This window comes from Mesorhizobium sp. M0011 (assembly GCF_040324155.1).
Classification (GTDB): Bacteria; Pseudomonadota; Alphaproteobacteria; order Rhizobiales; family Rhizobiaceae; genus Mesorhizobium.
Genome location: NZ_JAMYVQ010000047.1, coordinates 1 through 21,106, shown reverse-complemented (window position 1 = coordinate 21,106; position 21,106 = coordinate 1). Strand labels below are relative to the sequence as shown.

The 21,106-nt window shown below is 62.8% G+C and carries 21 protein-coding genes; 12 read left to right on the top strand and 9 right to left on the bottom strand.

Translation table 11 applies throughout. The features are described from left to right. The first annotated feature begins 80 nt into the window (after positions 1–80). The 7 genes from NKK51_RS30545 (at position 81) to NKK51_RS30515 (ending at position 6,805) form a co-directional block, all read left to right on the top strand. Positions 81–776, top strand: a complete 696-nt coding sequence (locus tag NKK51_RS30545; protein ID WP_352555945.1) for a TetR/AcrR family transcriptional regulator — start codon at positions 81–83, stop codon at positions 774–776. Between the two features lie 359 nt (positions 777–1,135). After that, the gene (locus NKK51_RS30540) at positions 1,136–2,452 is read left to right on the top strand and encodes an ABC transporter substrate-binding protein (protein ID WP_127293507.1); all 1,317 of its coding nucleotides are present in this window, start codon (positions 1,136–1,138) and stop codon (positions 2,450–2,452) included. 65 nt (positions 2,453–2,517) lie between these two features. After that, positions 2,518–3,423 (top strand): carbohydrate ABC transporter permease, encoded by a 906-nt coding sequence (locus NKK51_RS30535; RefSeq protein WP_013529495.1) that lies wholly within the window; start codon positions 2,518–2,520, stop codon positions 3,421–3,423. Position 3,424: 1 nt separating this feature from the next. Continuing rightward, positions 3,425–4,384 (top strand): carbohydrate ABC transporter permease, encoded by a 960-nt coding sequence (locus NKK51_RS30530; protein WP_013529496.1) that lies wholly within the window; start codon positions 3,425–3,427, stop codon positions 4,382–4,384. Continuing rightward, positions 4,381–4,602: a hypothetical protein gene (locus NKK51_RS30525; RefSeq protein ID WP_127293505.1), complete on the top strand. Its 222-nt coding sequence runs from the start codon at positions 4,381–4,383 to the stop codon at positions 4,600–4,602. The genes NKK51_RS30530 and NKK51_RS30525 overlap by 4 nt, the downstream gene beginning before the upstream one ends. After that, positions 4,599–5,702 (top strand): ABC transporter ATP-binding protein, encoded by a 1,104-nt coding sequence (locus NKK51_RS30520; protein ID WP_352440816.1) that lies wholly within the window; start codon positions 4,599–4,601, stop codon positions 5,700–5,702. The genes NKK51_RS30525 and NKK51_RS30520 overlap by 4 nt, the downstream gene beginning before the upstream one ends. Then, on the top strand, positions 5,702–6,805 hold the full coding sequence (locus NKK51_RS30515) for an ABC transporter ATP-binding protein (RefSeq protein ID WP_352555943.1): 1,104 nt from the start codon (positions 5,702–5,704) through the stop codon (positions 6,803–6,805). The genes NKK51_RS30520 and NKK51_RS30515 overlap by 1 nt, the downstream gene beginning before the upstream one ends. A gap of 13 nt (positions 6,806–6,818) precedes the next feature. On the opposite strand, the gene NKK51_RS30510 is transcribed toward NKK51_RS30515, so the two are convergent. From NKK51_RS30510 to NKK51_RS30500, 3 genes are all read right to left on the bottom strand, one after another. Then, positions 6,819–7,250 carry a DUF4437 domain-containing protein gene (locus NKK51_RS30510; protein WP_023812451.1) on the bottom strand — a complete coding sequence of 144 codons (432 nt, stop codon included), beginning with the start codon at positions 7,248–7,250 and terminating at the stop codon, positions 6,819–6,821. Positions 7,251–7,421: 171 nt separating this feature from the next. After that, the gene (locus tag NKK51_RS30505) at positions 7,422–8,393 is read right to left on the bottom strand and encodes an AraC family transcriptional regulator (protein ID WP_352555941.1); all 972 of its coding nucleotides are present in this window, start codon (positions 8,391–8,393) and stop codon (positions 7,422–7,424) included. 298 nt (positions 8,394–8,691) lie between these two features. Further along, positions 8,692–9,675, bottom strand: coding sequence for an AraC family transcriptional regulator (locus NKK51_RS30500; protein ID WP_023812453.1), 984 nt, complete (start codon positions 9,673–9,675; stop codon positions 8,692–8,694). Positions 9,676–9,767: 92 nt separating this feature from the next. Here NKK51_RS30500 and NKK51_RS30495 point away from each other — a divergent pair, with 92 nt between their 5' ends. Then, the gene (locus NKK51_RS30495; protein ID WP_023812454.1) at positions 9,768–10,982 is read left to right on the top strand and encodes an MFS transporter; all 1,215 of its coding nucleotides are present in this window, start codon (positions 9,768–9,770) and stop codon (positions 10,980–10,982) included. A 96-nt stretch (positions 10,983–11,078) separates the two neighbouring features. On the opposite strand, the gene NKK51_RS30490 is transcribed toward NKK51_RS30495, so the two are convergent. Continuing rightward, a complete protein-coding gene (locus NKK51_RS30490; protein WP_023812455.1) occupies positions 11,079–11,426 on the bottom strand; it encodes a GFA family protein in 348 nt (115 codons plus the stop codon). 107 nt (positions 11,427–11,533) lie between these two features. Between NKK51_RS30490 and NKK51_RS30485 the strand changes: the two genes are divergently transcribed. Next, entirely contained in the window at positions 11,534–12,829 is a 1,296-nt protein-coding gene (locus NKK51_RS30485; RefSeq protein ID WP_352555938.1) for an amidase, read from the top strand. A gap of 18 nt (positions 12,830–12,847) precedes the next feature. Here the strand turns inward: NKK51_RS30485 and NKK51_RS30480 are convergent, their stop codons facing one another. Genes NKK51_RS30480 through NKK51_RS30460 form a run of 5 tightly spaced genes read right to left on the bottom strand, consistent with a single transcriptional unit; the run spans position 12,848 to position 17,099 of the window. After that, entirely contained in the window at positions 12,848–13,234 is a 387-nt protein-coding gene (locus NKK51_RS30480; RefSeq protein WP_352555936.1) for a hypothetical protein, read from the bottom strand. 42 nt (positions 13,235–13,276) lie between these two features. Beyond that, a complete protein-coding gene (locus tag NKK51_RS30475; RefSeq protein ID WP_352555934.1) occupies positions 13,277–14,257 on the bottom strand; it encodes a hydroxyacid dehydrogenase in 981 nt (326 codons plus the stop codon). 5 nt (positions 14,258–14,262) lie between these two features. Further along, the gene (locus NKK51_RS30470) at positions 14,263–14,979 is read right to left on the bottom strand and encodes a FadR/GntR family transcriptional regulator (RefSeq protein WP_023812459.1); all 717 of its coding nucleotides are present in this window, start codon (positions 14,977–14,979) and stop codon (positions 14,263–14,265) included. Positions 14,980–14,981: 2 nt separating this feature from the next. Beyond that, positions 14,982–16,151: a mandelate racemase/muconate lactonizing enzyme family protein gene (locus NKK51_RS30465; RefSeq protein ID WP_023812460.1), complete on the bottom strand. Its 1,170-nt coding sequence runs from the start codon at positions 16,149–16,151 to the stop codon at positions 14,982–14,984. A gap of 60 nt (positions 16,152–16,211) precedes the next feature. Further along, the gene (locus NKK51_RS30460; protein WP_023812461.1) at positions 16,212–17,099 is read right to left on the bottom strand and encodes a sugar phosphate isomerase/epimerase family protein; all 888 of its coding nucleotides are present in this window, start codon (positions 17,097–17,099) and stop codon (positions 16,212–16,214) included. A 400-nt stretch (positions 17,100–17,499) separates the two neighbouring features. Between NKK51_RS30460 and NKK51_RS30455 the strand changes: the two genes are divergently transcribed. The 3 genes from NKK51_RS30455 to NKK51_RS30445 all read left to right on the top strand — a co-directional run bounded on the left by NKK51_RS30455 (position 17,500) and on the right by NKK51_RS30445 (position 20,782). Continuing rightward, a complete protein-coding gene (locus NKK51_RS30455; RefSeq protein ID WP_352555932.1) occupies positions 17,500–18,555 on the top strand; it encodes a sugar phosphate isomerase/epimerase family protein in 1,056 nt (351 codons plus the stop codon). Positions 18,556–18,702: 147 nt separating this feature from the next. Continuing rightward, complete coding sequence (locus tag NKK51_RS30450; RefSeq protein ID WP_352555930.1) at positions 18,703–19,890, top strand: Gfo/Idh/MocA family protein; 1,188 nt, start codon at positions 18,703–18,705, stop codon at positions 19,888–19,890. A gap of 40 nt (positions 19,891–19,930) precedes the next feature. Next, a complete protein-coding gene (locus NKK51_RS30445; protein ID WP_352555928.1) occupies positions 19,931–20,782 on the top strand; it encodes a sugar phosphate isomerase/epimerase family protein in 852 nt (283 codons plus the stop codon). Positions 20,783–21,106: the final 324 nt, after the last annotated feature.

Genomic DNA, 21,106 nt, shown 5'->3' with positions numbered 1-21,106 from the left:
CGCCCCCATTGCTCATTGCCCGGGCCACTCGACGATGCGGACACCATTGCAAATTTTTGAGACGCGCGTATCGTATTGGCATGAATGTCTCACGTCAACAATCCGCTGCGAGCGACGACGCTGAACGGGCAACCGGTCCAGTGCCCGAACGTGGGCCGCGCGCGCGGACGAAACGGCTGATGCTGGAGACGGCAACAAGGCTGATGCAGGCGGGCGTCACACCCTCGGTCAGCGAGATCGCCGAGGCCGCCGAGGTTTCCCGCGCCACCGCCTATCGTTACTTCCCGAGCCAGTCGGCACTGGTGCAGGCCGTCGTCGACGAGGGGCTGGGGCCAATCCTCACCTGGCAATCGACCTCCGCCGATGCCGAGCGCCGGGTCGCGGAGCTGTTCGACACGGCCATGCCGCGCATCGAGGCCTTCGAAGCCACGTTCAAGGCAGCACTGAAGCTGTCGCTCGATCAATGGGCGCGACGTCAGGCCGGCACGCTGGGCGGTGAGCCCGCCTTTACGCGCGGCCATCGCATCGACTTGCTGAAAGATGCGATCGCGCCGCTCAAGGGCCGTTTGCCGCCGCGCGACTTCAAGCGGCTGGCGCAGGCGCTGTCGCTGATCTTCGGCGTCGAGGTGCTGATCGTGCTCAAGGATATCTGGGGGCTGGACAGCCGCCGGACGAGGGCGGTCGCACAGTGGGCGGCCGGGGCGCTGGTGCGTGCGGCAGTCGCGGAATCGGTCGATGAAGGAGGCAGCCTCGATCCGAAGGCAGTCATGAGATAGAGCCTAACTGGTTCGACCAGATTGGCATGCACACTACCGATCTTAGCCGTTGGGTGGAGTATCGGACAATACCCAATCATATCACTGAGTAGGAAAATCTTGGTAAAACAGGCAGATAAAGCGGGAATCCCATGGCAATGGCCATGTCAAGCTGCCAAGAAAGGGCTTGACGTGCATGCAAAATTGGTAATACCAGATTGGATCAGAAATGCGGATCGAAAGTGAGGGCTGCGATCCATTTTCCGGCGGGGCGAGGAGGCTCGAAACCGGAAAGGTGCGATCACGGGAGGAACTACCAGGGCCGGCCACGTTGCCGGCTCGCACGATAAGGTAGAACGCGCACAAGGGAGGAAATCATTATGCGCAAGTTAGTGACCAGCGTACTTGCTGGTATCGGCTTAACGCTTGCCTGCGGAACGTCCGTTTACGCGCAGGAAAAGTCACTCACCATCTTCTGGGCTGAATGGGATCCCGCAAACTATCTGCAGGAACTCGGCAACGAGTACGAGAAGCAAACCGGCGTCAAGATCACGGTGGAAACCACCCCGTGGGCCGATTTCCAGACCAAGGCCTTCACCGAGTTCAACGCCAAGGGCAGCGCCTATGACCTGGTCGTCGGCGACTCGCAATGGCTTGGTGCCGCCTCCGAGGGCGGTCACTATGTCGACCTCACGGACTTCGTCAAAGAGAACCAGGTTCTCGACAAGATGGCTCCGGCGACGGTCAAGTTCTACTCCGAATATCCCGGCAACAGCGGCAAATACTGGTCTATCCCGGCCGAGGGCGACGCAGTGGGCTGGGCCTACCGCAAGGACTGGTTCGAGGACCCGAAGGAAATGGAAGCGTTCAAGGCCAAGTATGGCTACGAACTTGCCGTTCCCAAGACCTTCAAGGAAATGACCGACATCGCGGAGTTCTTCAATAGGCCCGACCAGAACCGCTACGGCATCGCCATCTACACCCAGAACCAGTATGACGGCCTGGCGATGGGCTTCGAGAACGCGCTGTTCTCGTATGGCGGTGAGCTCGGCGACTTCGGCACTTACAAGGTCGACGGCATCATCAACTCGGACAAGGCGGTAGCCGCGGCAGAAAACTACCGCAAGCTGTTCGGCTTCACGCCTCCGGGCTGGACCAACGCCTTTTTCGTCGAGAACAACCAGGCCATCACCGAAGGCCTGGCGGCGATGAGCATGAACTACTTCGCCTTCTTCCCCTCGTTGATCAACGAGGCGTCGAACCCGCATGCCAAGAACACCGGCTTCTTCGCCAACCCGGCAGGTCCAGGTGGTGAGCAATTCGCCGCGCTCGGCGGCCAGGGCATTTCCGTCGTCTCCTATTCCAACAACAAGGAAGAGGCGATGAAATTCCTGAAGTGGTTCATCCAGGACGATACGCAGAAGAAGTGGGCAGCCCTCGGCGGCTACACCTGCAACAAGGCCGTGCTGGAATCGGCCGAGTTCCAGAACGCCACGCCCTACAACAAGGCCTTCTACGACACGATGTTCAAGGTCAAGGACTTCTGGGCGGTGCCGGAATATGCGGAACTGCTGCAGCAGCTCAACCAGCGTGTCTATCCGTACATCGTAAATGGCGATGGTACGGCCAAGGAAATGCTGGATGCGCTGGCGAAGGATTGGGACGCCACGTTCAAGAAATACGGCCGCGGCCAATAACCGACATGTAGTGCGGAGGAGGCCCGTGCCTCCTCCGTTTTCTTTTTCAGGAATGGGAGCAGGTCTTGGCGACCACAATGATCACACCGCTGAATACCTCCTCCAGAGCCGCCTCTCGCGGCCTCAGCGACATTTCGATACGCAACCTCTTCATCATCCCGACGATCGTGTTCCTGATCGTCTTCAACATCTTTCCGCTGATCTATTCGCTCGGCTATTCCTTCACCGACTTCCGCGCGTCGACCAATGCGCCGGCCAATTTCGTCGGACTGAAGAACTATCGCGAACTCCTCAGCGACCCTTATATCTGGAACAATTTCGCGGTGACCGCGAAATACGTCATCGTCTCGGTCGTCGGTCAGGTTGTCGTCGGCTTTGGAACGGCGATGCTGCTCAATCGTACCATTCCGCTCAAGGGCCTGATCACGACATTGCTGCTCTTGCCGATGATGCTTTCGATGGCGGTGGTCGGCCTGTTCTGGAAACTGCTCTACGATCCGTCCTGGGGTGTCATCAACTACGTGCTCGACCTCGGCAAATTCCAATGGCTCGGCGATCCGAAGATGGCGCTCTACGCGGTCGCGTTCACAGACATCTGGATGTGGTCGCCCTTCGTCATGCTGTTGTCGCTCGCCGGGCTTTCGGCGGTGCCGAAGCATCTTTATGAAGCTGCCGCGATCGACCGCGCCGGGCCGTTCTATACCTTCTTCCGCATCACGCTGCCGCTGGTCGCGCCGATCCTGATGATCGCGGTCATCTTCCGCACCATGGAAGCCTTCAAGACTTTCGATCTTGCCTATGTGCTGTCGACGCAGCCGAGCACCGAGGTGATTTCCATCCGTCTCTACAAGATGGCTTTCCAGGAATGGCAGACGGGGCGCTCCTGCGCGCTTGCCTACATCGTGCTGATCATGGTGCTGGCGATCACCAACATCTATGTGAAATACCTCAACAAAGTTAAGGAGCGCTGAGATGGCGGCCGTCCAGACTTCGGGTGAACGGGCGCTCAACAAGGTCGCTATTGTCGCCGTCCTTTTGGTGACGATCATCTTCCTGGCGCCGATCTACTGGATCGTGGCGACCTCGTTCAAGCCACGCAACCTGGCCACGACGATCCCGCCGACCGTGATGTTCGAGCCGACCATCTCGCCTTTCGTCAAACTTTTCACAAAGCGCTCACAGTTGCGCAGCCCGCCGTCGGCTGAAGAATATGCCGCCGCCCCGTGGTGGGAGCGCGTCGTGTTCGACGGCGGCGAGAAGATCGTGCGCGACGGCAAGGGCCAGGTGCAATGGTCGGGATATCCGAGCCGCTTCCTGAACTCGCTCATCATCGCCATCACCTCGACGGTGTTGGCGGTCGGCATGGGGACATTCACCGCCTATGGCTTCTCGCGCTTCAAGGTGAAAGGGGAGGCGGACCTGCTCTTCTTCATCCTGTCGACGCGCATGTTGCCGGCGGTGGTGGTCGCCATTCCGATGTTCCTGATGTACCGGGCAGTCGGGCTCAACGACACGCATCTGGGCCTGATCATTCTCTACACCGCCTTCAACCTGTCCTTCTCCGTGTGGCTGATGAAGGGTTTCATGGACGAGATCCCGAAGGAGTATGAGGAGGCAGCGCTTGTCGACGGCTACACGCGCATGGAGGCGTTCTTCAAGATCGTGCTGCCGGAGGCCGCCACGGGCATCGCCGCCACCGCCGTGTTCTGTTTCATCACCGCGTGGAACGAATACGCCTTTGCGCTGATCATGACCAACCGCCGCGCCCAGACCGCGCCTCCCTTCATCCCGAGCCAGGTCGGTTCGGGCCTGCCGGACTGGACGGTGATCGCCTCCGGAACCTTCCTGTTCCTGCTGCCGGTCGCCATCTTCACCTTCCTGCTTCGCAACCATCTGTTGCGCGGCATGTCCTTCGGAGCGATCCGCAAATGAGTTTTCGCGCCATCAACCAGAAGTACCTCGAGCCCGGATCGCAGATCCTGATGGTGCTCGGCATCATCGCGCTCTGCCAGCCCTGGAGCATGCTGCTGCACACCTATGGCCTGACCATCATCCTGATCGGACTCGTCGGCTTCAACGTAACCTCCAAGATCGCGCCCGAGGAAAAGGCCGGCACCGGCCAGGTGCGCAATCCGGGAGCACAGCATTGACCCAGATCGAGCTTCGCGGCGTCCAGAAATTCTTCGGCGCCGTCCAGGTCATCAAGGACCTGAACCTCAAGATCGCCGACAACGAGTTCATCGTGCTGCTGGGCCAGTCGGGCTGCGGCAAGACGACAACGCTGCGCGCCATCGCCGGGCTGGAAACCATCGACGAGGGCGACATCTTCATCGACGGCAAGCCGGTACAGCATTTGAAGGCCGCCGACCGCGACATCGCCATGGTGTTCCAGTCGTTCTCGCTCTATCCGCATATGAGCGTCTACGAGAACATCGCCTTCCCCTTGCGTGCCACGCGCAAGAGCAAGACGGAGATCGACAGCGAGGTTCGCTCCGTCGCCAAGACGCTGCAGATCACCGACCTGCTGGACAAGAAGCCGTCGGCGCTCTCGGGTGGCGACATGCAGCGCGTCGCCATCGGCCGGGCGCTGGTGCGGCGGCCGAAGGCCATGCTGATGGACGAGCCGATCGGCGCGCTCGACGCCAAGCTGCGCGAGGAGATGCGCGCGGAAATCAAGCGGCTGCACATCAAGCAGGGCTCGACCACCATCTATGTCACGCACGACCAGATCGAGGCCATGAGCCTGGCCGACCGCATCGTCATCATGCACGCAGGCGTCTTGCAGCAGGTCGGCACGCCCGACGAGGTCTATTCGCAGCCGGCAAATCTGTTCGTGGCGCAATTCGTCGGCAGCCCGGTGATGAATGTCACCGATGCCGCAGTCGCCGAGACCGGATCCGCGGTCTCGGTAACGGTCGGCGGCGCGGCTTCCGGCTTCGAATTTCCGCAGGCATTGCTGTCGAAGCTCAACGGCCATGCCGGGCGGCAGCTCGCGCTGGGCATCCGACCGGAGGGCGTGCTCATTCGGCGCGAGGCGACCGAGGGCTTCGTTGCTGTCGACACGCATATCGTCGAGCCGCTCGGCTCCTTCGACATCGTCGATCTCAAGGTCGGAACCGAGTTGCTGCGGGCTCGCACCAAGAGCGGCTTTGTTGCCGGACCCGGTGAAAGGGTCTTCGCCAGGATCGACCCGACCCAGGCGCACTTCTTCGACAAGGCAAGCGGCAAGTCGCTTGAGGTGAGACTCTGATGGCCCATATCCAGCTCAAGAACATCTCGAAGACCTTCGGCAACCACACTGCGCTCACCGGGCTCGATCTCGACATTGCCGATGGCGAGTTCTTCGTGCTGCTGGGCGAGACGGGCGCCGGCAAGACGACGACGCTGCGGCTTATCGCCGGCCTGGAAAAGCCGAGCGAAGGCCAGGTCTTCATCGAAGGCGTCGACGTCGCCGACTGGGGTGCGGCCGAGCGCGACGTGGCGCTGGTGCTGCAGCAATACTCGCTCTATCCGCGCTACACCGTGCGCGAAAATCTCGAGTTTCCGCTGAAGCCGAAAATCCGCCGGCTGCCCGACGCCGAGATCAAGGATCGCGTCGACCGTGCCGCCCGTACGCTGCGGATCGAGCATCTGCTCGACCGCAAGACGGATCGGCTGTCCGGCGGCGAGATGCAGCGCGTCTCGATCGGCCGGGCCATCGTGCGCAAGCCGCGCGTGTTCCTGATGGACGAGCCGCTGTCGGCGCTCGACGCAAAACTGCGCGAGGCGCTGCGGACTGAACTGAAGAACCTGCAGATGCAGCTCGGCGCCACCTTCCTGTTCGTCACCCACGACCAGATCGAGGCGATGTCGATGGGCGACAAGGTCGGCGTGCTCAACCATGGCCGCATCGTCCAGACCGGTACGCCGCACGAGATCTACAACAATCCTCGCGACACCTATGTGGCGAGCTTCGTCGGCTCGCCGCCGATGAACCTCATCGACGGCAAGCTCGTGAACGGCCGCGCGGTGATGGCGCCGTTGAATTTCGAACTGCCATTTTCAGGGGGAGCCAAAACTTTTGGGGGGCTAAAGGCGGGTGCGGCGACCGACGGTCGCCCACTCGTCTTCGGCATTCGTCCCGAGGACGTCTATCTCGAGAGCGGCGCGCCGGTCGAGGCGCGTGTCCACGACGTCGAGAACCACGGCGTCGAAAAGATCCTGACGCTGCGCGTCGGCGACGCGACGCTGCGTGCCACCGTGCCGGCCAGGACTGACGTCGCCATCGAGCAGGCGGTGCGCTTTGCCTGGAACCCCGACAAGGTGGTGCTGTTCGACAAGGGCAGCGGCGTCAGCTTGCGACACGCCTCATAGGCTGCATCCGAGCCTATTTCTGGAAGTAGGTTTCGTAGGGTGTGTCGTTGATTAGCAGGATCACGCATTCCGTGTCGGAGACGCAGGCGTCGTCATGCATCTCATCGGCCTTCTGGGTCCAATAGGATCCAGGAGGCAGTTCGACCTTGGTCGCCTCGCCGCCATCCATCTGCCAGTGCGCCCACAGCCCCTTTATGACCACCGCGCGATAATCCGCGGTGTGCGCATGGACCGGTGCACGCCAGTTGCCGGGAACCTTCAGCAACGTTCCTGCCGGGCCCTTGGCCCGCTCGCCCCACAATAGGCCAAGACGATGCGGCTGGTCGGGTACTTCCGCCACATAGGGGATCTTGTCGGCCGGCAGGTAGCTGTCCTCGAGGGCAAAGGCGCGCCCGGGAACCGCAAGCATGACGGCGAGTGCGATGACCTTCGGATAATTTGGCATTGGTTCTCCTCTTCGGACCGACTGGACGCCGGCCTCTCGCTGCTTGGTTCTGGCAAGCTATTACATGCGGGTGGCCCGGCAATGGCATTGCGTCCGGAAGGCTTGGCAATTCATCCAGACCCGGCAATTCATCCAGACCCGGCAATCCACGGCCGCGGATCCGGGATCGCCTCAGCGGTTTTCGGAGGTGCCGTCGACAGTGCGCAGGTGGCTGGGCGCGATGCCTATGATGCGCTTGAACGCCCGGCTGAACGATGCTTCGGAATCGTAACCCAGTCTGGCGGCGACCACTGAAACCCGCATCCGATCGTCGATCAGCCATTGCCGCGCCTGGTGCATGCGTATCCGGGCGACATATCTCGCCGGTGTTTCGCCAACGATGGCCGTGAAGCGTTCGGCGAAGGCCGATCGCGAGGCGCCCATTTCGCGCGCCAGCGCTTCGACAGTCCAGTTCCTGTCGGGCTGCAGATGAATGGCGGCAAGTACGCGGCCGATGTCGCGATCCTTGATCGCCGCGGTCCAGCCTCTGGTGTCGCCGCCACTGTTTTCTACCCAGGAACGGATGATGCTTGCAGCCAGCACGTCGGCCAGTCGCGCCAGCATGCCGCCAGAGCCGGCCCGGTTCATGGTGATTTCGCCGGCCATAGCTTCCAGCAGATGCGGAATACCTGGCTCGCCAGCCATCAATTCCTTGGCGCGCATCATGTCCGGCATCATGCCCAGCAAGGGGTGCGACCCGTCCAGGTTGAAGTGCATGCTGCCGCAAAACAGCAAGGTTTTCGGGCCGTGGCCGCCGTTGGAGACATTGAAGACATTGTCCTGCAAAGGCTCGACAGTGTAGCTTTCGATCGGCACGGCCGGAATGCCAGGCGCGCTGGCAACGACATGCTCGGCACCGCGCGGCAAGAGCAATGCATCGCCGGGTGTCAGCTCAATCCATTCCCCGGCTGGCGAAAACAGCCAGCATTGGCGGCGGCCGATAAAGTGAAACCTTGCTGCCTTCTGGGCAGGAAACAACACGGCCCATGGGTTTGAAAGTTCGCAGCGGCCATAGTCGACGCCATCAAGCCACAATCCGCGCAAGATGTCGGTTAGCGGACCGTCCGAGGCCGGCAGGCCAGTCTTGGGCGAGGTGAAAACCATGCGGATTTTTCTAGCCTGGAATCACCAGTCCGTCACGGCCTCCATGCGTCAGCTCAGGGGCAACAAACTCGGGCCAACGGGTTCCTCCGCCGGGGCGTCGGCTGACGTAGCATCAGACGCAAAACCCACCTGTGCGGCGGGTCACCGGCGCAAATCAGCACCATGGGCAAAAATGTAGCATAGCTGAGGTCACCGAGTCAAGAAAAAATTCCTATCGCGAAAAGCTGCCGGCAAAAAAACTGCCGGGACCGCCGAACTGGGTGCTGCCTTTGTCAAGCTGAGTTCGGAACCCTGTGCGTCAGCTGGCCTGGCGGATATCGGCCTGTTCCTCGGCCCGGAGATGGCTGGGCGCCGAGCCGATGACGCGCTTGAAGGCGCGGCTGAAGGCGGCGTCCGATTCATAGCCGAGACGCGCCGCAACGACGGAGATCTTAATCCGGTCGCGGACCAGCCATTGCCGTGCCTGATGCATTCTGACCTGGGTGACATATTTTGCCGGGGTTTCGCCGACGATGGTGGCGAAGCGATCGGCAAATCCCGATCGCGAGGCGCCCAGCATCCTGGCCAGCGACTCGACCGTCCAGTCATGGTTTGGCTCGAGATGGATGGCGGCCAGCACGCGGCCGATTTCCGGGTCCCTGACGGCGGCGATCCAGCCGGAGGCGTCGCCGCAGCCGCGCTCGACCCATGAACGGATGACGGTGGCGGCCAGTACGTCGGCCAGCCGCGCCAGGATGCCGCCGGAGCCGACGCGCTCCATCGTCACCTCACGCGCCATCGATTCCAGCAGATGCGGAATGCCGGGCTCATCGGCTTCCAACTCATGCGTGCGCATCACATCCGGCATCATGCCGAGCAGGGGATGCAGGCCATCGAGATTGAAGTACATGCTGCCGCAAAACAACAGGGTTCCCGGCCGGCAGCATTCCGACATGCCTTCGTTCGACATGCAGTAGACGTCCTTGCAGACCTCCTCGACTTCGTAGCCGTGGATCGGCCAGGCCTGGGCGCCGGGCTCGCTGGCCAGCACGTGCGCCGCACCGCGCGGCAGCAGCACCGCGTCGCCTGCCTTGAGTTCCACCCATTCGCCGGATGGCTGCTTCAGCCAGCAGCCTTTGCGGCCGATGAAATGAAACCGCGCCGCTGGCTGGGCTGGAAACTGAATGCCCCAGGGTTCCTTCAGTTCGAAGCGGCCGTATTCGACGCCATCGAGGCGCAAGCCGCGCAAAATGTCGGTGAGCGGGTCGCCAGTGATCGGAATTTTGGACGAATTGTCAAGCATGATGGGGTTTCTAGCATGGAAACTCCAGGTGGTCACTCCCTATGTTGCGTTGCAGCCAAATGCTGCGCTGCAAAACAACTCGGAGACTGACCATGGCCGAACAGGCGACAGGCGTCATCGACGCCACACTTTTGAACCCTGCGGACTCCGACGAACGAACCGAGCCGGCCTGGGGCGCCGTTGTTTCGCTGGCACTTGGTGTTTTTGGCCTCGTCACCGCTGAATTTCTCCCCGCCAGCCTGCTGACGCCGATGGCGCGCGATCTCGGCGTCAGCGAAGGCGTGGCCGGACAGGCGGTGACGGCAACCGCGATCGTCGGAGCCATTGCCGCACCCACCATGGCCATCATCACCAGGCGTATGGATCGCAGGCTGGTGATGTGGATGCTGACCGTATTCCTGATCCTGTCCAATCTTCTGGCCACCTTTGCCTCATCGCTGCCCGTGCTTCTGCTTGCCCGTGTCGTGCTCGGCGTAGCACTTGGCGGCTTCTGGGCGATGTCGGCAGCGATGGCGCTGCGGCTGGTGCCGATGCGATTGATGCCGCGCGCCATGTCGATCATCCTGACCGGCGTCTCGCTGGCGACCGTCTGCGCGGCGCCGGTCGGCGCTTACGTTGGTGACATCTGGGGCTGGCGCACGGCATTCATGATTGCGACCGTCGTCGCCGCCCTGGCGCTGCTGGTGCAGCTGGCCACCATTCCGAAATTGCCCCCCGTGGGTGTTGCAAGCTTCCGCACCTTGCTCGACGTGCTGAAGCGTCCGTCGATCAGGGTGGCGCTGCTGGTCGTGCTGCTGGTCGCTTCTGGACACTTTGCCGGCTTCACCTATGTCCGTCCCTTCCTCGAGAAGGTCCCCGTGCTCGACATCGAGACGATCTCGCTGGTGCTGCTGGCCTATGGCATTGGCGGTTTCTTCGGCAATGTCGCCGGCGGTATCCTGGCCGAGCGCAGCCTCAAGGCAGCCGTTGCGCTGGCGCCGTTGCTGATCGCATTGGCCGCCGCCTCGATGCTGGGTTTCGGGGCTTCGCCGACGATCGCCGCTGCCGCCGTCGCGGTCTGGGGCTTTGCTTTCGGCGCGGTGCCGGTCGGGCTGCAGAGCTGGCTGGTGCGGGCAGCGCCCGATCAGGCAGAAAGCGCCGGCGGACTGATGGTGGCGACGTTCCAGGTGGCGATCGCGCTCGGCGCCGTCTTCGGCGGCCTGCTGGTCGACCATGCCGGCGTGGCCAGTGCCTTCGCCTATTGCGGCGCGGCGACACTGCTGGCGGCCATCGTGGTGTTCCTGCGCGGCCCGAAGTGCGCCAAGTAGCCTGGACGCGATCAGGCTTCCCTGACACTGCGCGTCGGCCTGAGAACTGTCACGGTTCTCGGGCCGCTGCCGTTGTGATGGCAGGGGCGAACAAACTCAGGCCGACCGCCCGTCGAAATCGAAAACCGACAGGGTCGAGGGGTCGAGATCGGCCACGCAGTTGATGTTGATGTAGGCACTGCGTTCGCTGCCTTCGCGGACATCCTCCGCAAAGGGATGGATGCCGCAGGCCCGGCAGAACCGGTGCGCGATGGCATGATTGCCGAATGTGTAGGTGCCGAGATCGTCGCCCCAGGCCAGGACCTGCAAGGTCCCGTGCGGGATGGCACACAACAGGGCGCCCTTGCGCGAGCAGATCGAGCAATTGCACCGCAAGGCGCCCGTCAGTTCGGCCTTGAATTCGAAGGCGACCTTGCCGCAGTGGCAGCTGCCTTTGTAGAGCATCGGATTTTTCCTCGCATTAGACAGGGTGCAAAACCGCCTGCGCCGGGTTAAGTCTCGGCAATCCATGCCCCAAGGACGTTCAAGACGTCCGGAGTCCGACACCGAAAATGCAATCCGTTCGTGATCATCTGGAAACCATTCTCGCGCGCCTCGCTGCCCGTGCCGGCGAAGAGCGCGTGTTCACGAAGCTCTATGCCGAAGCCGCGCGTGCCGCGGCCGATGCCAGCGATGCGCGCCAGCGCGCGGGCGTAACACTGGGGCCGCTCGATGGCACCATCGTCTCGGTCAAGGACTTGTTCGATGTCGCCGGCGAACCAACCACGGCCGGCTCGCTGATGCTTAGGGCCGCAGCACCTCCGCTGTGCGATGCCGTGATCGTCAGCCGGCTGCGGCAGGCCGGCGCGATGATCATCGGCAAGACCAACATGACCGAATTCGCCTTCACCGCGATCGGCGACAACCAGCATTTCGGCACGCCTGGCAATGCCGTGGACGCCAGCCGCATTCCGGGCGGTTCTTCCTCAGGCGCCGGCGTTTCCGTCGGCGAGGCGACGAGCGAAATATCGATCGGTTCCGACACCGGCGGTTCGATACGCATTCCGGCTTCACTCAACGGTGTCGTCGGCTTCAAGCCGACAGCGCGACGCGTGCCACTCGCCGGTGCGTTCCCGCTGTCCGCCACGCTGGACTCGATCGGCCCACTTGCCCGAACCGTCGCCCAGTGTGCCGCCGCCGACGCCGTAATGGCCGGTGAGGTGGCGACCGCGCTGACGCCGATTGCCCTTGCAGGGCTTCGCGTAGGCATTCCGCGCGGCGTCCTTTTCGAAGAGACGGAAGACGAGGTGGCGGCCGCGTTCGACCGCTGCCTTGGCAAGATCGAACAGACAGGCGCGCGGATCGCGGGCTTATCGATCGATGATCTGCTTGCCGATTTGCGGGCCGCCACCAAGCGTGGCTCGATCGCTGCCATGGAAGGGGCCGAAGTGCATGCCGACTGGCTGGCGGCTGGGGCTTCGGTGCCGGTCGACCCGCATGTCAGCGGACCTTTGTCGCGGGCGGCAATGCTGCCGACGCCTGTCTACATCAGGGCAATGCGCCGCCGCACAGCGCTCGTTGCCGCCATGGACGAGCGGCTGGCATCGGTCGATGTGCTGGCTCTGCCGACCACACCGGTGACGGCGCCGACCATCGTCTCGATGTCTGACGATGCCGAGTTGCGTGACCGCACCGAAGGCCTGCTGCTGCGCAACACGCAGGTTGCCAACCAGTTCGATCTCTGCGCAATCTCGCTGCCGATGCCGGGCACGGCGCTGCCCGCCGGATTGATGCTGGTGGCGCGCAACGGGCACGACCGGCGCCTGCTGCGGATTGCTGCTGAAATAGAACAGCTGCTTGGCGCGTGACCAGGGCTGACCTGCCTATCAGCGCGACGAACAGTGCTTGCGTTCGCTGTCCTTGGCGGTCCGCACAATACGGGTCGCGACCAGCCAGGGGAGATTGTGCTCCTTGCCGGTGATCGTCTGGGTGCGGTGCTCGATCGAGCCTCTGACGACGATCTTGCCGGCATAAAGCGCGTCGGAAAGATCGGTTATCGCCTTGTCGGCCTGCGGCAATCCGCTGGGGTCGATCGACACGCCCTTGATGATCGTGCCGGTGGCAAGGTCGAGTGCGCTGTTGGATGGGCAGGGCGCCTTGAAGCAGCGCAGCCCGTTGTCACAATAGACATAGCTGCTTTCGGCCGCGAATGACGGCATGGCGCAGAGCGAACACACGACGGCTACCAGGGATGCGAGGCGTGGATCGGACATGGCTCTCAACGTCGCGGAGAATTGGGGCGAAACCGCGATGTGTTACAGGCTCTCCGGAAACCGCCGCCGGTAGTGATCGACCACTTCCGGATTGCGCAGATTGACCGGCAGCTTGTTGGCCAGCACCAGCAAGGCTTCACCCGCCGCGCCGACGCCCATGCGCATCATCGATTCTTCGGTGATCCCGGCCATGTGCGGCGTGATGATGACAGTGTCGAAGCCGAAATAGGGATGATTCGACGGCAGCGGCTGCGTCGCAAACACGTCGAGCGCGGCGCCGCCGATACGGCGTTTCTGCAACGCCTCGATCAGCGCGTCGTCGTCGATGACCGGTCCGCGCGACACGTTGATCAGCAGCGCATTGGGCTTCATTCGGGCGATCCGCTCACGGTTGATCAGGCCGCGCGTTTCCGGCGTCAGCGGGCAGCAGAGCACGATGATGTCGCTCTGCTCGACCAGCGCGTCGATCGACAGGAAGCCGACCTTGTCCGGCGCCGGCTGCATGCTGCGCGTCGTTGCCACCACCTTCAAGTCGAAGCCGTGCGCGGCGATATGGCCGACCGCCTGGCCGACGGCACCGAGGCCGACGATGCCGATCGTCTTGCCGGCAAGCTCGATGTTGGAATTGGCGTGCTCGCGGCCGGCGAGCCAGCCTTTGGTGCGCAGGTCGCGGTCGACGGCGCGGAAGTTGCGCAGCAAAGCAAGCGCCGCAAACATGACGTGCTCGGCAACCGAGCGGGCATTGACCGCCGGCACATTCGCCACCAGCACGCCGGCGGCGGTCGCTGCTTCCATGGGGATCATGTCGAGCCCGGCGCCATGGCGGATTGCCGCCTTCAGCAGCTTTGCGCCGTCGAAAAGCTGTGGTGGCAGCGGCGCGCGCACGATGACGATCTCGGCATTTTTAGCCTCGGCGGCCAGCGTGGCCGGATCGATGGCGGAGGCGACGACGAGTTCGCCGGCGCCTAAGAGCATGGCCGAGGCGCGCGGGTGCAGGGCGTGGGTCGTGAGGATACGGGCCATGTCGATCAGGCTCTTTCGAGCGCCGGGCTTTGCGGCTCCTCGCCATGGCCCTCGATCAAGCCTTTCCAGTAGCTCTCAGCCCCTTGAAGATGGGCGCTCATCAGCGCCTGGGCGAGATTGCCGTCGCGGCGCAGCAGCGCCTCATAGATCTGGATATGCTCGGCATGCGAGCGCAGGTTGCGCTCGGGGTCGTTGAAATAGATCGGCAGGCGCTGCTCGCCCATCATGTAGTAGACGCTGCAGACATTGTGGAAGACGCTGTTCTTGGTGGCGCGCACGATTTCGAGGTGGAATTCGCGGTCTTCCCTGGCAAGCCCTTCGCCGGCGGCGATGCGCTCTTCCGAAGCCTTCAGGATTTCGCGCAGCCGCTCGAAATTCTCCTCCGTGGCACGCGAACAGGCAAGTTCGGCCGCCTTGATCTCGTGGATCTTGCGCAGTTCGACCGTTTCGTAGATCTGGATCGGGTCGAGCGGCAGGCCCGCGCGGGCAAAAAGCGCCATGGCCTCCACACTGGCCTGCTTGGTGTCGATGTAGATACCGGACTTGGCTCGACGCTCGACGATGCGCATGGCCTCCAGGATGGCCAGCGCCTCGCGGATCTGACCGCGGCTGACGGCGAAATGCTCCGCCAGTTCGCGTTCCGAAGGCGTTCGGCCGCTCTCCTTGTCCGAATGGGAGAACAGGTAGGCAGCGAGTTCTGCGAGGAGGTTCTTTTCTTTCATCGTCAACCGCGTTGCGCGTGCGCCTCCAGGAACCGCTCCGAAATGGTGAATCCCAGACCCGGTTTTTCCGGGATCGCTATCATACCGTCCCTGGCTTCGACAGTCTCTTCGACCAGATCATGGATCATCGGGTTGGCGCCAAGCGAATATTCGACGGTGAAACTCGACGGCGAGGCGGCGCAGACATGCAAGCCTGCGAAAAAACAGGGCGCGCCGGCCCACAAATGGGGTGCAAAGCGCAAATTGAAGGCGCTGGCGATGGTGCCGATCTTCATCGCCTCGCTGATGCCGCCGCAGAAAGCGGGATCAGGCTGGAAGATGTCGGCGGCTTTGAGCACGGCAAGGTCGCGGAAGGCATAGCGTGTCGCCTCGCTTTCGCCGGTGGCGATCGGGACGGCACCTGACGCCCGCACTTCAGCCATGCCGGGCTTGTCGTCAGCGATAATAGGTTCCTCGAACCAGGCGAGGTCCAAATCGTTGACAAGGTGGATGAAGCGCTTGGCCTCGGCCACCGTGTAGGTGCCGTGCGCGTCGACCATCAGTTCGACATCGGGGCCGAGCGCCTGCCGTGCGGCCCGCACGCGGGTGGCGGAAATGTGTGCCGCGCCATCCATGGCGCCAACGCGCATCTTCAGTGCCTTGAAACCGCCCTTGGCGATATAGGACTTCAACTGCTCGCCGATGGCGTCGGCGGCTGCCCAGCCGCCGGACGCATAGGCCGGCATGCGATCGAGCTTGCGGCCGCCGAGCAGCCGCCAGACCGGAACGCCAAGCGATTTGCCAAGAATGTCCCACAGCGCGATGTCGACGGCGCTGATGGCGGCGATGCTCATGCCGCGCCGCGCCAGTTGCGGCATGGCGTGGCCGCCACGCGCGGCGCTGTCGTGGCGCACGCCATTGTAGAGCATCTCCCATATGACGCCGATGTCGGCCGGATCGCGGCCGACCAGTTGCGGCCCGACCTCATGGTTCAGCATGTGGACGAGCGCACCGTAGCTGCCGGCACTGCCAGCGGCGTTCTTGCCTTCGCCCCAGCCGACCAGCCCGTCATCGGTCTCGATGCGCAGGATGGCGGCGTCGAAGGTCGTCACCTGACCGAAGTCGCTGCGGTGCTGCCGAGCGGCTTCGATCGGAACGCGGATCCACCAGGCTTGGACGGACTTGATGCGCATATTCTTCCCCAGCCCCGCCGCCGGTCAGGGCGGAAGGGCGAATTTCCCAGAGGCAGTCGGCTACTTGATCAGCGGCAGCAACGTCTCGGCGTTGATGCGCATCTGGTCGGTGTAGAATTTCTCGGTGAGCACGCTGGAGCCGTGGTCCTGGATGAACTTCAGCTGCTCGGGCGAGATGTCGACCGGATTGCGCTCGACCATGTCGGGATAGGGGGCTGCCGGCGTCCGGTCGACGGGCGCGACGAACTCATTGGTCAGCGCGCCATCGTAGCCGATCTCGCGCAAGGTGGCGACGATCTTCGGCCAGTCGATCTGGCCGAGGCCGGCGGCAAACCGGTTGTTGTCGGCGACATGGAAGTCGAACAGGCGCTTTCCGGCCTGCCGGATCGCGTCATAGACGTTAAATTCTTCCATGTGGATGTGATAGGCATCGAGGCAGACGCCGCATTCGGGGCTGACCGCATCGGCCAGCGCCAGCGCCTGGGCGCCGCGATTGAACAGATAGGTCTCGAAGCGGTTGAGCGGCTCTACCGCGATCTTGACGCCGACCTTCTTGGCGTGGGTGAAGCACTCGCGAGTGGCGTCGACTACCCACTTCCATTCCTCTTCCTCGGTCCCGTCAGGCACAACCTTGCCGACGGTCGCCGGAACCAGCGTGATGATCTCGCCATCGAGTTCGCTGACCATGGTCAGCACATCCTTGACATACTGAACGGAACGCTCGCGCTGGCCCTGGTTCCTGGCGGCAAGGTTGCGCTCGCCCAGCATCAGGGTCACCGCGCCCCAGCAGCGAATACCATGCTCCTTCAGCAGCGCCCGGGTCTCCTTGGTCTTGTACTGCTCGGGCTCGCCGGAAATCTCGATCGACTCATAGCCGAATTTCTTGATGCGCTTGAGCGTCGTCTCCAAGGGTTCCGCGCGCATCCAGTTGTGCGTCGAAAGATGCATGGTCTGTCCTTCCCAAATCGTCTCTATGGTTCGCCTGCGACATGCATCGCCAAAAGGCGACACAAAGGTTCCTCCCCAAGGCGTTCCCAGCCTTTTCTCGCAAACTGGTTCGACCAATTGGGCCTGAAGCGAGGTCTACAGCAAATTCTCCAGATCGGCAAGAAGCGCTGGGACGCAACTTTCGCTGTGGATTATTTGCTTGATTATATTGAGATATATAGGCCTGCACCGGGTGATTTTCGGGTCTTGACGGCGCATTGCATGGCTTGACCAAATTTCCACATTTGGTAATACCAGAATGGCGGTGCGTGCAAGCACCCGTTGAGAAAAGACCAAAGTGGCTGGCCCTGTTTCCAATCGGCGCTATGCTCGGTCGCGAGAGAAATGAGGGAGGATGCCGATGCCGACGACAATGAAGGGCCCCGGGCTGTTTCTGGCGCAGTTCGCGGGCGACGCCGCGCCGTTCAACTCACTGGCGTCGATCACCAAATGGGCGGCCGGTCTCGGCTACAAGGGCGTGCAGATCCCGACCTGGGACGCGCGGCTGTTCGACCTCAAGAAGGCGGCTTCCTCCAGGGCCTATTGCGATGAGGTGAAGGGCATCTGCGCGGATGCCGGCGTCGAGATCACCGAACTGTCGACGCATCTGCAGGGGCAACTGGTGGCGGTGCATCCTGCCTATGACGCGCAGTTCGACGGCTTTGCGCCGGCTTCAGTGCACAACAATCCCAAGGCGCGGCAAAAATGGGCGGTCGAACAGATGGAGTTCGGGGCCAAGGCCTCGAAGAACCTTGGCCTCAAGGCCTCGGTCAGCTTCTCGGGAGCGCTGGCCTTTCCCTACCTCTACCCCTGGCCGCAGCGGCCGGCCGGGCTGATCGAGGAAGCGTTCGCGGAGCTCGGCAAGCGCTGGAAGCCGATCCTCGATGTCTATGAGGATAATGGCGTCGATATAGGCTACGAGATTCATCCCGGCGAAGACGTGTTCGACGGCGCTACCTTCGAGATGTTCCTCGATGCGGTCGGCGGCCACAAGCGCTGCAACATCAATTACGATCCGTCGCATTTCCTGCTGCAGCAGCTCGACTATCTCGAATTCATCGACATCTATCACGAGCGCATCAAGGCGTTTCACGTCAAGGACGCCGAGTTCAACCCGACCGGCCGGCAAGGCGTCTATTCCGGTTATCAGAGCTGGACCAACCGCGCCGGGCGCTTCCGTTCGCTGGGCGATGGACAGGTGGATTTCGGCGGCATCTTCTCCAAGCTCACTCAGTATGGCTACGATTCCTGGGCGGTGCTGGAGTGGGAGTGCTGCCTGAAGCATCCGGAGGACGGCGCGGCCGAGGGCGCGCCTTTCATTGAGCATCACATCATCCGGGTGACGGAAAAGGCATTCGACGACTTCGCCGGCGGCGCTACCGACAAGAAGTTGCTGCGCGCCATGATGGGAATCTGACGCGGTTTCCCCTCCCCCTCAAGGGGAGGGTGGCCCGAAGGGCCGGGAGGGGTCGGTTCATGCCGAACTCTGCCTCAACGACCCCACCCGATCCGCTGCGCGGATCGACCTCCCCTCAAGGGAGGTGAGACAACGAGGGAGAAAGACATGGTCGGCGCATCAAAGTCGGAAACGGGAGGCGGCCCGATCCGCTATGGCATGGTCGGTGGCGGGCAAGGCGCTTTCATCGGCGCGGTGCACCGGATCGCGGCGCGGCTGGACAATGATTTCGTGCTGGTTGCCGGTGCTTTGTCAGCCGACCCGGCCCGTGCCAAGGCCTCGGCCGCCGAACTGGGGCTCGACCCCGCACGCAGCTATGCATCCTATGCCGAGATGGCCAAGGCCGAGGCGAAGCGCCCCGACGGCATCGAGGCAGTGGCCATCGTCACGCCCAACAATGTCCATGTGCCGGCGGCAAAAGCCTTCCTCGAGGCCGGCATCCACGTCATCTGCGACAAGCCGCTGGCGACGACCCTGGCCGAAGCGAAAAAGCTTGCCGCGATAGTCGAGAAGACTGGCAAGGTGTTCGTGCTGACGCACAACTACACCGCCTATCCGATGATCCGGCAAGCACGCGAAATGGTCGCCAAGGGTGTGCTCGGCGACATCCGCATCGTGCAGTCCGAATATCCGCAGGACTGGCTGACCGAGGATTTGGCCGCGACAGGCCAGAAGCAGGCGGCGTGGCGCTCCGACCCCAAGCAGGCAGGCGCCGGCGGTGCGCTGGGCGATATCGGCACGCATGCCTACAACCTCGCCCGCTTCGTCTCGGGGCTGGAACTGGACTCCCTGTTGGCCGATCTCGACGCCTTCGTGCCGGGCCGGCTACTCGATGACAACGTCAACGTCATGCTGCGCTTCAAGCCGGTCGGCAAGACGCACCCGGCCAAGGGCATGATCTGGGCAAGCCAGGTGGCGCCCGGCCATGAGAACGGGCTGAAACTGCGCATCTACGGTTCGAAGGGTGGGCTGGAATGGGTGCAGGCCGACCCGAACTATCTCTGGTACACGCCGTTCGGCCAGCCGAAGCAACTGATCACCCGCAACGGCGCCGGCGCGCTGCCGGTGGCGGGCCGTGTCAGCCGCGTGCCGTCAGGTCATCCGGAAGGCTATCTCGAAGGTTTCGCCAACATCTACCAGGAGGCCGCGCGCGCCATCCGCGCGGCACGCCGCAAGGGCGGCAAGCCGGCCAAGGACGTCGTCTTCCCGACCATCCAGGACGGCGTCGAGGGCATGGCCTTCATCGAGGCCTGCGTGAAGTCGTCGAAGAAGAATGGGGCGTGGACGAAGCTCTGAAATAGAGGCGGTCGGGGGATCCAAGGGGAGGGGGGCGTCGATGAAAATCGGCATGTGCATGTTCTTATGGACGACGGCCGTGTCGAAGGCACACGAACCACTGCTGCGCGATATCAAGGCAACCGGCTTTGATGGCGTCGAGATACCGATCTTCGCCGGCGCGCCGGACGATTATAAAAAGCTCGGCGATCTGCTCGACCGCATCGGGCTGGAGCGGACCGCGGTTTCGGCCATGGGCGATCCCCGGATGAACCTGATCTCGGCCGACGCGGCGACGCGCAAGGCCGGTGTCGACTACATGAAATGGGCGATCGACTGCGCGCAGGCACTTGGCGCAAACACGCTGAGTGGCCCGCTGCATTCGACGCTCGGCGCCTTTTCCGGCTCCGGACCGACCTCTGCCGAGAAAAAGCGCTCCGTCGCCTCGCAGCGGGCGATCGGCGACCATGCCGGCAACAAGGGCGTCACCATCGGGCTCGAGGCGCTGAACCGCTTCGAATGCTACCTGCTCAACACGATGGCGGACCTGTCCGAGCATATCGATGCCATCGACCGGCCGCACATCAAGGCGATGTACGACACCTTCCACGCCAATATCGAGGAGGCCGACCCGATCGGCGCCTACACGAAACACCGCCGGAATGTCGTGCATATCCATATTTCGGAGAATGATCGCGGCGTGCCGGGGCGCGGCAACATTCCGTGGAAGGAAACATTCTCGGCCATCCGCAAGAGCGGCTATGACGACTGGCTGACGATCGAGGCGTTCGGCCGTTCGCTGGGGGATCTGGCGGCGGCGACCAAGGTGTGGCGCGATTTTTCAGAGACGCCGGAAGCTGTCTATCGGGAAGGGTATAAGCATATCAAAAATGGGTGGAAGAGGGCGGCGTAGGCGCCTTCCTTATAGTGGGACTGAGCGAAGCCGCCCAACACCTGCCGCCGCGTTCCTTCACACCCCCCTCTGTCCTGCCGGACATCTCCCCCGCAAGGGGGGAGATTGGCGGTTCCGCTGGCGGCGCCTTCCTTCCAACGCTGGAGACTAGCGAAGGCCGACGGACATCTGATCTCCCCCCTTGCGGGGGAGATGTCCGGCAGGACAGAGGGGGGTGCTGTCCCATAGGCGCTAACTTAGGTGTGGACTGGTGGAATCGACATGTGATTCCTGGGCCAGATGCGCACGAATGATTCGATCGAAATCGACTGGCAGGCTCTGATA

Excerpts from the sequence above, each read along its gene's own strand:
- NKK51_RS30545 (WP_352555945.1), top strand. The coding sequence starts at position 81 with ATGAATGTCTCACGTCAACAATCCGCTGCGAGCGACGACGCTGAACGG.
- NKK51_RS30540 (WP_127293507.1), top strand. The coding sequence starts at position 1,136 with ATGCGCAAGTTAGTGACCAGCGTACTTGCTGGTATCGGCTTAACGCTT.
- NKK51_RS30530 (WP_013529496.1), top strand. The coding sequence starts at position 3,425 with ATGGCGGCCGTCCAGACTTCGGGTGAACGGGCGCTCAACAAGGTCGCT.
- NKK51_RS30525 (WP_127293505.1), top strand. The coding sequence starts at position 4,381 with ATGAGTTTTCGCGCCATCAACCAGAAGTACCTCGAGCCCGGATCGCAG.
- NKK51_RS30515 (WP_352555943.1), top strand. The coding sequence starts at position 5,702 with ATGGCCCATATCCAGCTCAAGAACATCTCGAAGACCTTCGGCAACCAC.
- NKK51_RS30510 (WP_023812451.1), bottom strand. The coding sequence starts at position 7,250 with ATGCCAAATTATCCGAAGGTCATCGCACTCGCCGTCATGCTTGCGGTT.
- NKK51_RS30505 (WP_352555941.1), bottom strand. The coding sequence starts at position 8,393 with ATGGTTTTCACCTCGCCCAAGACTGGCCTGCCGGCCTCGGACGGTCCG.
- NKK51_RS30500 (WP_023812453.1), bottom strand. The coding sequence starts at position 9,675 with ATGCTTGACAATTCGTCCAAAATTCCGATCACTGGCGACCCGCTCACC.
- NKK51_RS30495 (WP_023812454.1), top strand. The coding sequence starts at position 9,768 with ATGGCCGAACAGGCGACAGGCGTCATCGACGCCACACTTTTGAACCCT.
- NKK51_RS30490 (WP_023812455.1), bottom strand. The coding sequence starts at position 11,426 with ATGCTCTACAAAGGCAGCTGCCACTGCGGCAAGGTCGCCTTCGAATTC.
- NKK51_RS30485 (WP_352555938.1), top strand. The coding sequence starts at position 11,534 with ATGCAATCCGTTCGTGATCATCTGGAAACCATTCTCGCGCGCCTCGCT.
- NKK51_RS30480 (WP_352555936.1), bottom strand. The coding sequence starts at position 13,234 with ATGTCCGATCCACGCCTCGCATCCCTGGTAGCCGTCGTGTGTTCGCTC.
- NKK51_RS30475 (WP_352555934.1), bottom strand. The coding sequence starts at position 14,257 with ATGGCCCGTATCCTCACGACCCACGCCCTGCACCCGCGCGCCTCGGCC.
- NKK51_RS30470 (WP_023812459.1), bottom strand. The coding sequence starts at position 14,979 with ATGAAAGAAAAGAACCTCCTCGCAGAACTCGCTGCCTACCTGTTCTCC.
- NKK51_RS30465 (WP_023812460.1), bottom strand. The coding sequence starts at position 16,151 with ATGCGCATCAAGTCCGTCCAAGCCTGGTGGATCCGCGTTCCGATCGAA.
- NKK51_RS30460 (WP_023812461.1), bottom strand. The coding sequence starts at position 17,099 with ATGCATCTTTCGACGCACAACTGGATGCGCGCGGAACCCTTGGAGACG.
- NKK51_RS30455 (WP_352555932.1), top strand. The coding sequence starts at position 17,500 with ATGCCGACGACAATGAAGGGCCCCGGGCTGTTTCTGGCGCAGTTCGCG.
- NKK51_RS30450 (WP_352555930.1), top strand. The coding sequence starts at position 18,703 with ATGGTCGGCGCATCAAAGTCGGAAACGGGAGGCGGCCCGATCCGCTAT.
- NKK51_RS30445 (WP_352555928.1), top strand. The coding sequence starts at position 19,931 with ATGAAAATCGGCATGTGCATGTTCTTATGGACGACGGCCGTGTCGAAG.